At 69.1% G+C, this 15830-nt stretch carries 15 protein-coding genes; 12 read left to right on the top strand and 3 right to left on the bottom strand.

Annotated features, from left to right (window positions below; genetic code table 11):
- The first annotated feature begins 10 nt into the window (after positions 1 to 10).
- The 8 genes from ACXAHD_RS03080 to ACXAHD_RS03045 are packed head-to-tail and all read left to right on the top strand — an operon-like array spanning position 11 to position 9342.
- Positions 11 to 940, top strand: a complete 930-nt coding sequence (locus ACXAHD_RS03080; protein WP_281554213.1) for a carbohydrate ABC transporter permease — start codon at positions 11 to 13, stop codon at positions 938 to 940.
- Positions 930 to 1793, top strand: coding sequence for a carbohydrate ABC transporter permease (locus ACXAHD_RS03075; RefSeq protein WP_281554214.1), 864 nt, complete (start codon positions 930 to 932; stop codon positions 1791 to 1793). Before ACXAHD_RS03080 ends, ACXAHD_RS03075 begins: the two co-directional genes overlap by 11 nt.
- A gap of 12 nt (positions 1794 to 1805) precedes the next feature.
- Complete coding sequence (locus ACXAHD_RS03070) at positions 1806 to 2573, top strand: SDR family NAD(P)-dependent oxidoreductase (protein WP_281554215.1); 768 nt, start codon at positions 1806 to 1808, stop codon at positions 2571 to 2573.
- Complete coding sequence (locus ACXAHD_RS03065) at positions 2570 to 4144, top strand: heparinase II/III domain-containing protein (RefSeq protein ID WP_475048447.1); 1575 nt, start codon at positions 2570 to 2572, stop codon at positions 4142 to 4144. Before ACXAHD_RS03070 ends, ACXAHD_RS03065 begins: the two co-directional genes overlap by 4 nt.
- Complete coding sequence (locus tag ACXAHD_RS03060) at positions 4144 to 6195, top strand: hypothetical protein (protein WP_475048444.1); 2052 nt, start codon at positions 4144 to 4146, stop codon at positions 6193 to 6195. Before ACXAHD_RS03065 ends, ACXAHD_RS03060 begins: the two co-directional genes overlap by 1 nt.
- Positions 6183 to 6944, top strand: a complete 762-nt coding sequence (locus ACXAHD_RS03055) for a hypothetical protein (RefSeq protein ID WP_281554218.1) — start codon at positions 6183 to 6185, stop codon at positions 6942 to 6944. The genes ACXAHD_RS03060 and ACXAHD_RS03055 overlap by 13 nt, the downstream gene beginning before the upstream one ends.
- On the top strand, positions 6941 to 8074 hold the full coding sequence (locus tag ACXAHD_RS03050) for a sugar kinase (RefSeq protein ID WP_475048441.1): 1134 nt from the start codon (positions 6941 to 6943) through the stop codon (positions 8072 to 8074). The genes ACXAHD_RS03055 and ACXAHD_RS03050 overlap by 4 nt, the downstream gene beginning before the upstream one ends.
- 44 nt (positions 8075 to 8118) lie before the next feature.
- Positions 8119 to 9342 carry an MFS transporter gene (locus ACXAHD_RS03045; protein ID WP_289212580.1) on the top strand — a complete coding sequence of 408 codons (1224 nt, stop codon included), beginning with the start codon at positions 8119 to 8121 and terminating at the stop codon, positions 9340 to 9342.
- A gap of 83 nt (positions 9343 to 9425) precedes the next feature.
- Here the strand turns inward: ACXAHD_RS03045 and ACXAHD_RS03040 are convergent, their stop codons facing one another.
- The gene (locus tag ACXAHD_RS03040) at positions 9426 to 9797 is read right to left on the bottom strand and encodes a DUF805 domain-containing protein (protein ID WP_281554221.1); all 372 of its coding nucleotides are present in this window, start codon (positions 9795 to 9797) and stop codon (positions 9426 to 9428) included.
- Between the two features lie 265 nt (positions 9798 to 10062).
- On the opposite strand from ACXAHD_RS03040, the gene ACXAHD_RS03035 reads away from it, so the two are divergent.
- Positions 10063 to 10197, top strand: coding sequence for a hypothetical protein (locus ACXAHD_RS03035; RefSeq protein WP_282230157.1), 135 nt, complete (start codon positions 10063 to 10065; stop codon positions 10195 to 10197).
- A gap of 67 nt (positions 10198 to 10264) precedes the next feature.
- Here ACXAHD_RS03035 and ACXAHD_RS03030 read toward each other — a convergent pair whose 3' ends face one another.
- Together ACXAHD_RS03030 and ACXAHD_RS03025 are read right to left on the bottom strand one after the other, a co-directional pair.
- A complete protein-coding gene (locus tag ACXAHD_RS03030) occupies positions 10265 to 10936 on the bottom strand; it encodes a hypothetical protein (RefSeq protein ID WP_475048436.1) in 672 nt (223 codons plus the stop codon).
- Between the two features lie 77 nt (positions 10937 to 11013).
- On the bottom strand, positions 11014 to 13134 hold the full coding sequence (locus tag ACXAHD_RS03025) for a DEAD/DEAH box helicase (protein ID WP_475048434.1): 2121 nt from the start codon (positions 13132 to 13134) through the stop codon (positions 11014 to 11016).
- 392 nt (positions 13135 to 13526) lie between these two features.
- Between ACXAHD_RS03025 and ACXAHD_RS03020 the strand changes: the two genes are divergently transcribed.
- The 3 genes from ACXAHD_RS03020 to ACXAHD_RS03010 form a co-directional block, all read left to right on the top strand.
- Positions 13527 to 14753 carry a helix-turn-helix domain-containing protein gene (locus tag ACXAHD_RS03020; RefSeq protein WP_282230160.1) on the top strand — a complete coding sequence of 409 codons (1227 nt, stop codon included), beginning with the start codon at positions 13527 to 13529 and terminating at the stop codon, positions 14751 to 14753.
- Between the two features lie 609 nt (positions 14754 to 15362).
- A complete protein-coding gene (locus tag ACXAHD_RS03015) occupies positions 15363 to 15542 on the top strand; it encodes a hypothetical protein (RefSeq protein ID WP_282230161.1) in 180 nt (59 codons plus the stop codon).
- The coding region (locus tag ACXAHD_RS03010) for a helix-turn-helix domain-containing protein (RefSeq protein ID WP_475048430.1) at positions 15539 to 15830 on the top strand (292 nt) is incomplete at its 3' end. The genes ACXAHD_RS03015 and ACXAHD_RS03010, both read left to right, overlap by 4 nt.

Here is a 15830-nt window from a genome sequence, read left to right as displayed (position 1 = left end):
CCTCGAGACCGTGAGCGTGGCGTCCGCGAGTCGGGCGCCACGCCCGCCCCGCCGTCGCCGAAGGCTGGGTGCCGAACGTCGTCGCGCGGCGTACCTGATGCTGGCCCCGTCGGTCATCCACCTGATCTGGTGGATCGGCCTACCCGTGGTGGCCACGTTCGGCCTGGCCTTCACCGACTACGACATCATCGCCGGCACCGTCGAGTGGGCCGGCCTGGACAACTTCCGTCAGATCTTCGCCGACGACATCTGGAACCTGTCGATCTGGCACACCGTCGTCTTCACCTTCTTCACCGTTCCGGTGGCGATGGCGATCGCGGTGGTCATCGCGGTGCTGCTCAACCAGCGGATCAAGGCGCTGGCCTGGTACCGCGCGGCGTTCTTCATGCCGCACATCACCGCCACCGTCGCGATCGCACTGGTCTGGATGTGGATGTTCGAGCCCAACCTGGGACTGTTCAATCTGCTGCTGGGCTGGATCGGGGTCAACGGGCCGGCCTGGCTGTCGGACCCCGACTGGGCGATGCCGGCGGTCATCCTCGTCAGCATCTGGAAAGGCATCGGCCTGAAGATGCTCATCTACCTGGCAGCGCTGCAGAACATTCCGCACGACCTGTACGAGGCGGCGAATCTCGACGGTGCCTCCGGCCCCCGCAAGTTCTTCGCGATCACCCTGCCGTTGCTGAAACCCGCCACGTTCTTCGTCTTCATCGTCTCCATGATCGACGCGTTCCAGGTCTTCGACCAGGTGTACGTGCTGACTCCAGACGGCGGCCCGGCGAACTCGACGACCGTCATGACGTACGAGATCTACCGGACGGCGTTCGGCGAGTTCGACATCTCGGCGGCCTGTGCGCAGAGCGTGGTGCTCTTCGCCTTCCTGCTCGTCCTGACGGTGATCGGGCGCCGACTGACCGGGAAGGACGGCGATGAAGCGTAAGTTCGACGCCCGCTGGGTGCTGCACCTACTGCTTGGCCTCGGCGGACTCATCATGGTCGTTCCGTTCGTCTGGATGATCCTGACGTCGCTCAAGAGCCGCGCCGACATCGCCGCCTACCCGCCACAACTGCTGCCGACCGAATGGGTGTGGAGCAACTACCAGGCAGCACTGGACTACGCCCCGTTCGGGACGTACTTCCGCAACAGCCTGCTGATCGCCATCGGGCACACGGTGATCAACCTGATGCTGGCAACGATGGCTGGCTACGCGCTGGCCCGGGTTTCGTTCCGGGGTCGGACCGTGCTGTTCATGGCCATCCTCGCGATGATGATGATCCCGACCTACACGAAGATCGTCCCGCAGTATCTGATCGCCAAGGGGATGCCGTTCTTCGGCGGCAACGACCACCTCGGCCGGGGCGGCTACGGCTGGCTCGACTCGTGGTGGGTCCTGATCGTTCCGGGCGCGCTCACCCCGTTCGCGATCTTTCTGTTCCGGCAGTTCTACCTCTCTCTGCCCCGTGAGCTGGAGGAGGCCGCCCGAATAGATGGTATGGGGGAGTTCGGGATCTTCGCCCGGGTGATGACCCCGTTGGTGAAACCAGCCGTCGCGACGGTCGCCCTGGTTACCTTCGAGAACAGCTGGAACAACTTCCTCTGGCCGCTGCTGGTCACCACCCGCGACGACCTGCGGGTGATCCAGGTCGGTCTGGCGGCCTTTCAACAGGCCGAGCGGACCGAATGGTCCTACCTGATGGCCGGATCGACGCTGGCCACCGTACCGATGATCGTGCTGTTCCTGTTCGCCCAGCGGTACTTCGTGCAGGGCTTTGCCACCGCCGGAATCAAGTAAAGGGGTATCTCGATGAATATCGATCTAGCTGGGCGTCGGGCCCTGGTCACGGGTGCCGGCCACGGTATCGGAGCCGCTATCGCCGTAGCACTCGCCCGGGCCGGTGCGGACGTGGCCGTCCACCACGGACACTCCGCCGGTCCGGCCGCCGAAGTGGCCTCGGCCATCGAGACGCTGGGTCGCAAGACTGTCGTCCGGCAGGCCGACCTCACCCGGACCAGCGAGGTGGCCGATCTTGTCGGGGAGGCCACCAGCTTTCTCGGCGGTCTGGAGATCCTGGTCTGCAACGCGGGTGGAATGGTCGGCCGCAGCCCGGTGGCGGAGATGACCGACGAGCACTACGCCCAGGTCGTTGATCTCAACCTGGGTGCCACCTTCCGAACGGTGCGGGCCGCGATCCCGCACCTGCGGGCCGCCGGTACGGCGGGGCGGGTGATCACCATGTCGTCGTTGGCTGCGCACAACGGTGGCGGTGCCGGATCAGCGGTCTACGCGGCGGCGAAGGCGGGGGTGCGGGGCCTGACCAAGGGGCTCGCCAAGGAGTTGGCGACGACCGGGACCACGGTGAACGCGGTCGCCCCGGGATTCATCGGCGGCACCGCCTTCCACGAGACGTTCACCCCGGCACAGACTCAGGAAACGATCATCGCCGGGGTGCCGCTCGGTCGTGGCGGCCGGTCCGAGGACGTCGCCGGCGCAGTCGTGTGGCTCGCCTCCGAGTCGGCCTCCTACGTCACCGGGGCGACGATCGACATCGACGGTGGAGCCTGGTTCCGGTGACCGTGCCGACGCCGACCCTGCGTCCGCCGGTACTCCCGCCCGAGCGGGGCGGTTGGTGGCACGCGTACGTCTGCCCCGCGCACGGCGTGGAACTCGATCACGACCGGCTGCTCGACGGTGAGTTCCCGGATGCCGGCGCGCGGTGCCGCCACGGCTGCCGGATCGACGATCCGTCGGTGCGGGGTGGTTGGACCGTCCTGGCGCATCAGGCGAGTGCCCGGCGCATCCGGTTGCTCGCCCGGTCACCCCGGGACGACGACCGCCGCACGGCTGTCGACCTGCTGACCGCGTACGCCCGCCAGTACGCGGCACTCGGCGCGGCACCGCACGACGGAGCCGCCGGCTGGATGCTGCGTGGTCGGCTGTTCCATCAGGCGCTGACCGAGGCGATCTGGGCGGTGACCATCGGCCAGGCCGCCGCAGCGCTGCGGGCGGGCGGTGAACCACTGCCCATGGAGGTGAACGAGTTGCTCCAAGCCCTCGTCGAGGCGGCCGGGCAGGCCCGCCAAACGCTGGTCGACGCCGGCAAGTTCGAGTCCAACTACACCGCGTGGCTGATTGCCGCCGGCGCGGTCTGCTCGGGCCGCCCCGACTGGCTGACCGGTCGGCACGGGCTGTGTGACCACGTCTCGACGGCGATTCGTCCGGACGGGTGGGAGTGGGAGGCAGCCACCTACTACCACGGCTTCGTCCTGCGGGCGTACCTGTTGACGCTGCAGTCACTGCCGCAGACTCCGGTGCCACCGCAGACGCAGAGCCGACTCGCCGCCATGGCCACGGTGCTCGAGACCCTGGCCACCGACGGAGGTCTGCTACCAGCCCTGCACGACGGCCCGTACGACCGGCCACCGGCCCGGTACGAGCTGGACGAACTCCGGGAACTGCTGCCCCTGCTGGACCGGGGGCCGACGGAGCCGCAGCCGGTGACGATCTTTCCCGACGGGGGCTATGTGGTGCTGCGTGGATCGGGGCTGCACGCTGTCGCCGACTTCGGCCCGCACGGTGGCCCGCACGGGCACCGCGACAAGCTGGCCCTGTACCTGTACGGTGCCGACACTCCCTGGCAGCCCGACCCGGGTCAGGTGCCGTACGGCCACCGTGGCTGGCGGCACCACTACGCCTCGACCGCCGCCCATCCCACCTTCGCAGTCGACGGGCTCGAGCAGGCGGAGTGCACCGGGCATCTGATCGGGTACGACAGCAGCTCGGTCGCCATCGGCTGTGACACCGCGTATCCCGGGGTGACCGCCCGGCGCCACCTGACCCTGCGCGGCGGTGTGCTGGTCGACGAGCTGCGGGTGGAGACCGACCGGCCCCGCCGGATCAGCGCGCAGCTCAGACCGGATGTCGACCTGTCGGTTCGGGCTACCGCCGACCGCACCCTGGAAACGGTCTGGCCCGGCCGGCAGACCCTGCGCGGCCGGCACACCGTCTCGGTCGACGCCGATGTCGTCTGCCGTCCCGGACCCGGACCGGCGGACGACCCGCAGCGTGTCCGCCGCTGGGTCGACTGGACCGCGAACGACGCGACCACGGTGACGTTCCGATCGATCTACCGGATGGAGAGCTGATGCAACCCCTGCTCATCGGTGACCGCCTCGGGCAACTGCGCGCGGCGCTCACCACCACCCACGCCGCCCAGTGGCGGCGGCTGTACGAGCAATGCGCCTGGTACCGCGGACAGAGTCCGCCCGCCGAGCATCCGACCGCGAGCATCACCTACCTCGGCCCGGCCGCGATGAACCTGGCCCTCGCCTACCGCCTCACCGGCCAGCCCGGCTACCTGCTCGAAGCCCGCCGCTGGATCGGTACCGCCGTGTCCTACCCGCACTGGGGCAAGGCGAAGATGCCCGACCACGACCTCGACGCGGGTTGGCTGCTGCACGGGCTGTCCCTGGCGTACTCCTGGCTGCGCGACGACCTGCCCGACGACGAGGCGGCGGCGCTGCGGGCGAAGCTCACTCTGCAGGGTGAGCGCCTGTACGCCTTCGCCGTCGAGACCGAAGGCTCCTGGTGGTCGTCGAGCTACTGGCAGAACCACAACTGGATCTGCTACGCCGGCCTGGCCGCCGCCGGATACGTCCTCGACGAACCACGATGGAGCGACCGGGCACGGGAGAACCTCGCGACGGTGCTGGACCTGATGCCGGGCGACGGATCGGACTCCGAGGGTGTCGTCTACTGGCGGTACGGCGTGCCCTGGCTGGCCATCCACCTCGACCTGCTGCAACACGCTGAAGGCATCGACTGGTGGCGGCGCGGCGACTTTCTGAGTCGCACCTTCGAATGGCGGCTGCACCAGTGCGCCCCCGGCTTCGAGGAGAACATCGACCACGGGGACTGCCACGACCGCCGGTCCGGGCACAGCGTCGCGCTCTACTACAAGCTCGCCGCCGCGTACCGCGACGGCCGCGCCCGCTGGCTCGCCGACCACGTCGCCGATCGGCACTTCTGGCGGGAGGCGTACGCCTCCGGCGTCAGACCGGGCGTGATGCCGGAGGCCGGCTACGAACTGCTCTGGTACGACCCGCAGGTGCCGGCCGTGGAACCCGCCGACACGGTGCCGACCTCCGCTCATTTTCCCGACCTCGGACAGGTGACCGCCCGTACCAGCTGGCAGTCGGGCGCGGCCTTCGTCAGCTTCAAGGCGGCCCCCGGCGGGGGACACACCGCATGGGACACCGCCGAGCGGTTCCGCCGGGACAAGGGCTGGCAGACCCTCAACGCCGGTCACCACCACCCCGACGCCGGGGCGTTCGTGTTCGGCGCGCACGGCGAGTTCCTCGCCGTCGACGACGGGTACTGCAACCGTAAGCGGGCCGCCTACCACAACCTCGTCCTGGTCGACGGGCAGGGTTGGGCCGGCGAGGACCGCTACCAGGTCTACCAGGACCTGCCCCACGAGCGCCAGGCCCGCCTGCGGGACGTGCTCACCGGGGACGGGCTGGTGCACGCGACGGCCGAGTCTGCCGCGATGTTCGATCCGGCGCTCGGCGTCCGGCGCGTCGACCGGACACTTGTCTTCACCCCGGCCGGCCGGCTGGTCGTGCTCGACCTCCTCGCCGCCGACCAGCCACGCGAGTGGACCTTTCTGCTGCATTCGGACTGGCCGGCCGAGCTCGTCGGCGGCGACATCGTGCTCCGGTCCGGACCGGCGCAGGCGTACGTCCGCCAGGTCGTCCCGGACGCCGCCACCGTCAGTCAGGCGACGACGGAGATCGAGGCCAACCCCACCGGCAGTACGCCGAGTCTGCGGATCGTCCGCACCCTGCACACCGTTCGGGTCCAGGTGGCGCCGGTCGTCCGTACCCGGATCCTCACCAGCGTCGAACCGACCTGCGCGCTGGCCCCGCGCGCGGCCGTCGCCGAGCCGGTGGGCTGTGTCGAAGGAGTCGGGGTGCGGTTCGGGACCGACGGCGAGACGGTGCTGCTGGCGCCGGCCGACCGTCGGATCGACGGCGCCGACGTGCGGGCCGCCGCCGCCGCGGTGATCCTGTTGCCTGGCTCCGCCGACCGCCCGGCACAGGTGGGGGTGGTCGCGGCGACCCACGTGGACGTCGCTGGTCGCGATCTGGTACGCAGCGACGAACCGGTGACCGGGGTGCTGCCGTGGCCGGCCTGAGCGCCGCGCCGTCCGCCACCGGACGGGGGACGGCCCGGCGCCGAAGCGAGGTGGCGGCCGTCCAAGGTGGCTGGGCGGCCACCACGTTGCGGGTGCTGGAGTTCGGCGCCTACCCGGCGCTGGCGGGCTGTGCCCTGCTCCTGTTGAGTCTGGGCGTCGTCACCTGGCTTGCGGCGCTGGCCGCCACGGCACACGCGCTGCAGCAGTGGCGTACGGATGGACGGGCCCGGCCGTTCGTCGGTGCGCTGGCCATGTTCGGGCACTACTGGCGGCGGCTGTGGCGGCACTCGATCCTGTCCACGGTTGCCGCTGCGCTGTTGGCGGCCAACATCGTCTTCCTGGCCACCCGTTCAGGTGCCTACGCCGCAGCCCTGCTGGCCCTGCAGATCGGGCTGATCCTGGCACTGGTGCCGTACCACCTGGCACTGGCCGTCACCGCCGCCGGTGACCCCGACGGGGAAGCCGGACGCTGGGGACGTGCCGCGCTGCTGTTCGCCTTCGCCGCTCCCCGACGTGGGTTGGCCCTGCTCGCGGCTGCTGTCGCGGTGCCGCTCGTCACCGCGCCGCTCGCCTTCGGGCCGTTGCTGCTCGGTGCCACTCTGCCGCTGCTACTCGGCCTGCGGCTCGCGGACAGCACACGACGACGAGGCACCGTCACGGCGTGGGTCGGTACGACCGGCGACCGGTCCGATGCGGCTGTCGCGCGGGCGACGGAGCGTAACGGCAGACCCAGGGAGCGGGTTCGATGACCCTGACGATCCGTCCCGCCGCCGAGTGTCAGTTCGATCTGGTCTCTCTCGGTGAGGTGATGCTTCGTCTCGATCCCGGTGCGGGCCGGGTACGGACCGCACGCACCTTCGCCGTCTCGGAGGGCGGTGGCGAGTACAACGTCGCACGTGGGCTACGCCGGGCCTTCGGCCTGCGGACTGCCGTCGTCACTGCTCTGGCCGACAACGAGATCGGCCGGCTCGTCGAGGACCTGGTACGTCAAGGGGGAGTGGACACCTCGTTGATCCGGTGGGTGCCCTACGACGGAGTCGGCCGTACCGTCCGTAACGGGCTCAACTTCACCGAACGTGGCGAGGGTGTGCGCGCCGCGGTTGGCACCTCGGACCGCGGCCACACTGCGGTCAGTCAACTCGGCTCCGACCAGATCGACTGGGACCACCTGTTCGGCACCCTCGGGGTCCGTTGGCTGCACACCGGTGGCATTTACGCGGGCCTGTCCGGTGCCGCCGCTGAGACCGCATCCACCGCCACCGCCGCCGCCCGCCGGCACGGCACAGTTGTCTCGTACGACCTGAACTACCGGTCGAGCCTGTGGCGCGACATCGGCGGCCAGGACCGGGCCCGACTCGTCAACCACCGCATCGCCCGGACGGTCGACGTGCTGATCGGCAACGATGAACACTTCCGTACCGTTCTCGGCGCCGGCCGATCGGACTCCGGCGTGGACCATTGCGAAGGCCGGTGGGAGGTGCCCGGCGACCGGGTCCGTCCCGACCTGGGCGATGTCCAGACGTCGCTGGAGCAGGTAGCCCGGAGCTACCCCGATCTGTCGATCGTGGCGGCGACGTTGCGCACCGTGCGGTCCGCCTCGGTCAACGACTGGGGGGCCGTCGCCTGGTCCGCTGACGCCGGCCCCGTCGCAGCCCGGTACCGACCGGGTCTGGAGCTTCTGGACCGGGTCGGCGGCGGCGACGGCTTCGCCGCTGGCCTTGTCTACGGCCTGCTGCGGCTCGGCGACCTGCGCATCGGTGTCGAGCTCGGTGCGGCGTACGGCGCGTTGGCGATGACCACGCCGGGGGACGCATCGATGGCCGCTCTGGCGGAGGTCGAGGCATTGGCCGCCGGATCCAACGCCCGGGCACTCCGCTGAGTACCACCCGTCGTACGAGTGTCGTCCCAGGGCGAGGGCAGCCGGTGTCCTCCTCGGGGGACGCGCCGGCCGGCCGCCGGCGCATGCGGTGGTCGTCCGGCCTGCGGATCATGGTCGCCGACACGTTCCTCATGGGGCTCGGCTTCTACGCCCTGGTCCCGCTGCTGGCGTACCACCTCCTGAACGACCTGGGGCTCAGCATCGCGCTCACCGGGTTGCTCGCCGGGGTACGGTCGGCCAGTCAGCAGGGCATGATGCTCTGGTCGGGGATGCTGGCCGACCGGTTCGGTCACCGTCGGGCGATCTGCGTGGGTGTGCTGCTGCGTGCCGCCGGCTTCGCCGCGTTCGGTGTCGTGGACGCCGTACCCGGACTTGCGGTCGCCTCGGTCCTGGCCGGCCTGGGCGGATCCCTCTTTCACCCGGCCAGCTATGCCCTGTACGCCGAGCTGACACCGGCGCCGTTGCGTACCCGTGCCTACGCCGTGCGGGAGATGGCCAGTAACGCGTCCTTCGTCCTCGGGCCCGCACTCGGTGGCCTCCTCGCGGCCACCAACTTCCCGGCACTGTGCATCGTCGCGTCCAGCCTGTTTCTGCTCGCCGGTGCGATCACCTGGATCGGACTGCGACCCGACCCTCCTACCGCCGAAACGTCGGTACGGATGTCCTCCCTGCACCGGTTGCGGACCGTTGCCCGAGATCGCGGGTTTCGACGGTTCGTTGTGGTCAGTGCCTTCGCATGGGCGCTGTTCAGTCAGCTCTACCTCGCCGTGCCGGTGCGGGTCGGGCAGGTTCTGCCGGGAGCGACGTCGCTGGGCCTGGTCTACACCGTCGCGGCGGTCGTCATGGTCGTGGCGACCGTCCCGTCGACCCGCCTTGCCGAGCGGTATCTGACGACGGGCCGGACGCTCGCCGTGGCCACGGTCATGCTCTCTGCCGGTCTGTTGCTGCTGGGTGTGCTGCCGGGACCGGCTGGAGTGGTCACCGGTGTCGTCGTCTTCACGCTCGGGCAGGTCCTGCTGCTACCGACGGTCAACGGCACCGTTTCGCGGCTGGCCCCGCCGGGCGCGGTCGCGTCGTACTTCGGTGCGAACGGACTGGTGCTCTCCCTCGGTGGACTGATCGGCAACCTGGGCGGCGGGTGGCTGCTCGACCTCGGCGACGACACCGTGAACTGGCTACCGTGGACGGTGTTCGGCGGCTGGGGCGCGGCGGCTGCGGTCGCTTACCTGTTGGTGCTCCGACCGTCGACACCAGTCAGGAGCGATTGAGCGTCGATGCGGCGGCCCACCTGGCCGGCCGCACCGGCGCTCCTGCACCCCGACGGTCCGGACCGGGTGCAGCCGTACGCTGACTAGTACTTCGGGCTGGGACCGAAGCGGTTCGGGCCGGGGGTGCCGTCCTGCACGGTGAAGATCAGCATCACGAGGGGGCCGATAAGCGGGATCGGCGAGATCAGCACCCACCAGCCGGATCGTTCGGTGTCGTGCAGGCGGCGGACGGCGACCGCCAGCGAGGGCAGTGCGAGCGCGAGGAGGGCAACCACATAGAGAATGCCGAGGTTGCCTCCGTCCAAACCGGTCCCCAGCAGGAGGTCGAGGATCGACCCCACGATGGCGACGGCGGTCGAGAACAGGACGAACCACCAGTACTCGGCGCGGCGAGCCCGGCCGCTGAACCCTACGTACCGGGTCAGGGCCGAACGGACAGCTTCGGTGAACGACATGACGTTACTCCAGCATTGTGGACATACGAGCAGCGGTGCGGCATCAGGGTACGCGAGCGTCCGCCGCGCTCTGGCGTCTGATCCGTCAAACCCTGTCCGGGATGATCTCCCCGCACATCGAGCCCTCGGTCCCTTCGGTCGCAGCGTCGATCTCGAAGGTGTTCACCTGGATGCTGGGAACACCGCCTCGCCGTCTGCTGGTGCTGATAGCTTGTCCACCTTCTCCGTACTCCGCTGTACCAAACGTTCTTGCACGGCGGGCCGTTTGCTGGTCGACACCGCCCGGGTCGCGTCCGCCGAGGTCCGGCTACGCCCGTCCGCCCGTACAGTGGTCGCCGAGGTCGCCCGGTGCGCACCGCCGGCTGCCGGGATGGCCGCGACGCTCAGGCTGACCCGGTGATGTGACACTGCATCCACCGGGTGATGCGTACTGTGGCCGGCAGGGGAGACGCGGTTGAGTCACAAGCTCAGATCGGCTTGGGAAACCATGGATCGTTTTCGTCGAGGTAGCCGATGTACTCGTACTGCAGGCCGTTGGCGCTACTTACAGGCGCGAACATCTCGCGCCACTCGTTGATGTAGAATCGGCCACCGTTCCAGCCCTTGACAGCGCGGACCCGGTCGGCGACGGGGCGCGCACGGTCCTTGCCAACATGTTCGCTCAGGAACACCTTTCGCTCCACGTTCGGGCGGGGTTGCGCGGTGTGGTAGATGTCCAGATCCCCGGCCTTGAGAACGTATGGAATTCCTGGGTGGGGTCCGGTCCACGGATCGCGCGGCTTTAGCGACTCGTTCGCCACCCCGCTTAGGATCGTACCCTCGAACTCGAACTCCAAGGCAAGGTCGTAGTCGCCCGCCAGGTAGTAGGTGGCGTTCGGGCCGACCGGTACGATGACCTGACTGTATTCATTGATGTAGAAGGGTCCATTTGGGGCGGCGCCTACGTTGACCTTAACGGCGTTGACCATCTTTACGAGGTCCGGGTGGTCTTCGGTGGTTGCCAGCCACCGCTCCTGGTTGGAACTGTGGTAGGTCAGGGCGACCACCGGTCCGCGCGCTCCAGTCCGGATTGCGTACTTGGCATCTTTGGAGACGTTCTTCGGGCAATTGCCGTGGAACGGCGCGAATGCGATGCTCATGGCGGGGCGTCCTCCTCGGGTACGGCTACGGGGGTGATGCGGGGGCGGTGCGGCGAAACTTCGTACGGGCTGAGCTGCTACGCGGGAAAGGTGAGGTCCCCCGGCAACTCGGTGATGAATCTGGGCTGACCGCCCTCGAACCAGAAGGCGTGCCGTAGTTCGTTGACGAGGATCCGGGTGACGGAACCACCTGCCCGGGACAGTCGCCGGATCTGGGCGGTCAGGTGCTCGGCGGCGGGTCCGTTAGCGAACAGCTCGCCACGGGAAACGCGTTTGGCGATGACGCCGCCGCCGCGTTGCCGGAACCGGAACTCGACCGCCGGCTCGACCGGTCCCGGGTAGACATCCCCTGGTTTCAGCAGGGAAGCGTCCACTTCGGCGTCGTGCTGTAACGGCGTGCGCGGACGGAATGGCGAGGCGAGGATGCCTCCGTAAAGGGTAACCCAGTCGCCGTCATCTCGGGACAGGACCAGAACCGCGCGGGCGTTGCGCGTTACCCGAAACCGGCCCGGCTGGCCCTTGAGCCGGGACACGGCCGCGGGCACACCCTGCGGATTGGTCACGATCCGCCCGTCGGCGTCGCTCACGTTGCCGGCTGAGTCCACTGAATATTCGTCACCTTCGTAACGTCCGGGATAGACGTCGCCGATGTTGAGCTGGCCGAGGTCGATCTCGGTGTCGTCGGGAAATGGCGAGCGTGGGGGACCGGGCAGTTCGACCGGCGAAGTTGGGAAATCCCACCTGAAGTAGCGATTGCGCTCGACCCCGATGAGCTTTCCCCAGTCCTCCCGCTCGTAGATGGTTTCGTCGACCGAATCGCGCACGAACAGGACGCAGACCCGCGACGCCTTCTCGGAGCCGCTGTCGTCGCGGTGTCGTCGCAGCACTCGGCCGATGCTCTGGATTCGCTGGCGAGGTGAACTGGACGAGGCGACGATGATGCCCAGGTCGGCTTCGGGGACGTTGAAGCCCTCGATCAGCGATCGGGCGGAAACGATGACTTTGGCATCGCCTCGCCGGAACAGCTCCAGACTCCGATCGCGCAGTTCGGGTGCAAGTTCGCTGTTCTCCATGACGACCGGTACGCCGGCAGATTCCAGACGGTCAAACAGGGCGGCGACCTCGTCAATGCTCTCGTGGAACAGGACGATCCGAGTGTCCGGCCGCTCCGCCAACGCATTGACCACGAGAGCCTGGGCCACGTCGAGCCGGCTGCCCGTCCGGTAGATGAGCTGCTTGCGGCGGCGGGTTTCGGCGACAAACCGCGCCGCGACCTCTGCGATGCTCCCAGACCGCTTCTGGGAGGCCCGCCGGGCCCACGACAGCAAGCTCTGCCGTTGTGCGGGCGGTGCCGCGACAGACAGCTCACGGCGCGCTTCGTTGATGGAGCGAGTCAGCGCCTGGTACTGCTGGGCCTCGTCCGGGTTCAGCGACAGGCCGAAGTGATGTACCTCGAACGGCGGCAGCACACCGGACTCGATTGCCTGCGCAAACGTCATCTCGTAAACCACGCGGCCGATCTCCCGGTCAGCTGCCGCGTTGTCAACTGCTTCCGGCAGGTCCTGGTTATCGTCGCGTTCGGGCGTGGCGGACAAGCCGAGGCTATGGTGTCGTGGAGTCTCCAGAACCGCCGACATCTCCCGGGCTCGGAGCCGGTGACACTCGTCGGCGATGAACAGCAACCGGTCGCCGACTCCGGACTTGCGCACCATGTCCGGCAACGTCTTGCGTGCCGACGCCAGGACTGCTACCAGCACCCGTCGCTGACCGTCAAACTCGTCGGAGTAGCCGCCGCCCAGCCGGCCGATCGCCGCCGTTGGCAGGTTCGAGCGCTGTGCGAGCACGTCGTACCACTGCTGCATCAGGACGATCGTCGGGACGATGACGACGACTCGAAGGTCCGGTTCCTCTCGCTGGAGTCTTTCCGCTATGGCGAGCGCGAGGATGGTCTTCCCAGCCCCGGTGACAACCTTGACCGTTCCCCGCCGGCCTGCGGTGAACCAAGCATCTACGGCCTCGAGCTGCCAGGGCGCGAGCGTGATCTGCTGGGTCAGATTCCAGTGGTGGGGCAGGTCGGCCACTGGCACAGTGGGCTCTGCCGTCACGTCGGGTTCGGCAACCGGCAGGCGGGCCGTCCAGAAGTCCCGCAGCCGCAGTTGATGCAGCGTGAGCCGCTCCGTGGCGGTGAGTTCACGCATGCAGAACGCCTTGCATCGATAGGGATTGGTTTGTCATGTCGATCTGGTTACTCCCCACAACTGGTCCTCTTCGGGTAGCACCGATAGCGCTTCGGCTGCGACCCGCTGCGCCTCGATGACCGAGCCGTGAAGCCTCGCCATTTCGGACTCCACCCGGTGACCGACGGAGATGATCCAATCACCCCATGCCGGCTCCCCCACGACGGAGCACCGCAGGATCTGGAGAATATCCCACAAGGACGATGAGTCCAGGGCCTGAGAGGGCCAAGCCGCAGCCATCCACAGGTTCCGGTACCGGACAGGTATGCGAGTACCGTCTTATCTGGCGGCATGCCTGGCTCTGCGCACGGCATGCTGCTGCCCGGTAACCGTTGCAGCGGGGAGGATTCTCCATGGCCACCATCGGCGACAACATCGCGCAGGTCAGACGCCGGCAGTCGATCACTCAGGAGCAGCTCGCGGCGGCCGCCGGGGTCAGCACGGAGACGATCCGCAAGCTGGAGACGAATCAGCGCACGACGCCCCGGATCGCGACACTGCATGCGATCGCGCGGGCGTTGGGCGTACCGACGACGACCTTGCTCGGGGATGTGAGCACGGGTGCGGCGCGCCGGGAGCCCGGTCATCGTCCGTTGGCGTTGCTCGATCTGCGTCGGGTGTTGATCCCGGCGCGAGGGCCGGCCGGGTACGTTGCTGACGAGGTGCCGGCGTTGCCGGCGGCGGGCGTGCCGGGTCGGCTGGCCGAGGCGGACCGTGCCTACCACCGGGGCGACTACGCCGCCGCGTTGGCCGTGCTGCCGCCGCTGATCGCCGGAGCCCGACACGCCGCCGAGCACGCCGACGACGCCAACAGGCCGGCCGCCTACCGGACCTTGGCCCGCGCCTACGAGGTGGCCGGCAGCCTGTTGATCCAGGTACGGGCGGTCGACCTCGCCTACCAGGCGGTGACTTCGGCGTTGGACGCTGCCGCGTCCGCCGGGGACGAGCTGCTCAGCGCGGTGACGGTCAAGCGCATGACCTGGCTATTGCTACGCCAGGGCCGGCTGACCGACGCGGAGCGGCTGGCGATCGCCACCGCTGACAGCGTCGAGCCCCGGATCTCCCGGGCCACTCCGGATGAGCTGGCGGTGTGGGGCTGGCTGATGGTGAGTGCAGCCGCCGCTTCCGCCCGGGACAACCGGCCGGACGACGCGGCCGCCCAGCTCGACGTGGCGGCGGCCGCGACGGCCCGGCTGGGCACCCGACCAGTCAGTCCCGACCATCTGCTCGTCGTCGGTGGGATGCGGTCGAGCAGGGTCGACATGACGCGGGTCGAGGCGGCGGTAGTCGCTGGCGAGCCGCGTCGCGCGCTCGATCTGGCGGCCAACGTCCGCCGGGGCGGTGCGCCGATCACCTCCTGGCGGCGGCACCGGCTCGACGTCGCCCGCGCGCACGCCGAGCTGCGGGATTGGTCGGAGGCGACAGCGGTGCTCAGTGAGCTGGCCGCTGACGCTCCAGTGTGGCTGCGGCATCAACGCTACGCCCGCGACACCGTCCGCATGATCACAACCAGTCGGCGGCGGGCGATGGGCCAGGAGCTGGCGAAGCTCGCCGCACTGATGGACGGCCAGGCGGCCTGACCTGCACAACCAGCACCGGAAGTACCGGTTTCGGGGTCTGCCGCACAACGGGCACCACCCTTGCATTCACTCTCGGTGATCAACTCGGCATCCTTCTATGTAGGACGGCGGTGCCGGGTCCCGCACCATCACACACGCGGAACACCGCCCGGCCCGCCGTCCGCTTCATCTGGGCCCGGCGTCGCATCCCGTGATCGCCCTTTCCGTGCGTCGGGCCCGCCTGCGGCGGCGGCTTCGGGGTTGTCGTGGAGAGCCACCTCGGGGTCGCCGCCCTTCCAACTCTCGCCGAGGGGGCATCGTGTTCGGGAAGTGGTTTCAGCGTGCGGACGCGCCGGTGGATGTGGTGTATCCGGTGCCGGGCCGACGGCGTTTCGCCGACTGTACGGTGCCGCCGGTGGATCGGCGGCCGGCGACCCGTACTGATCGGGCGTCGCGGCGGGGTGGTAACGCTGGCCGGCACTACCTGCCGTGACCGGGCCGGAGGCTTCCCGACAGTCGGAGCCACCGCGACCACTCGGGTCGGGTGAGCCGGCGCACGAACCGTGCCGGCCCGCATGGACCTGCACGGTGTGCCCGGACGGCACGCCGTGGCCGTGTTCCCCGGCGCGGGTGCAGTTGACCGAGGCGTACGCCGTTGATCCGATCGGTCTGGCGGCCGACCTGGCGGCGATGCTCCCGCGCGTTGCCGACGAGACCGGCATCGTCGACCCGGCGGAGCTGCACGAACGGTTCGTCTCGTGGACGTTCGTCGGCGCGGCCGCACCGGCACCCGAGGTGAAGCGGCAATGACGGTCGACGGTGGTGCCGTTCGGTTCCGCGCCGACCTGCCGATCGGTCGCCGGGTGGCGCAGTGGCGGGCCCGGCGGCGGATGACCCAGCAGGTGCTCGCCGACCGGATCGGCAAGTCGAAGAGCTGGGTCGACAAGGTCGAACGCGGTGTCCGCAGGCTGGACAGGTTCTCGGTGATCCACCAGATCGCTCAGGTGCTGCGGGGGGGGGGGGGGGGGGGGGGGGGGGGGGGGGGGGGGGGGAACCCTAGGGGGGGGGAGGTGGGGGGGGGAGGTGGTTTTGTGGGGG

The organism is Micromonospora sp. ABR4_055, assembly GCF_056160425.1.
The sequence above is the reverse complement of the archived record's forward strand: the minus strand, read 5'-3'. Positions and strand labels throughout refer to the sequence as shown.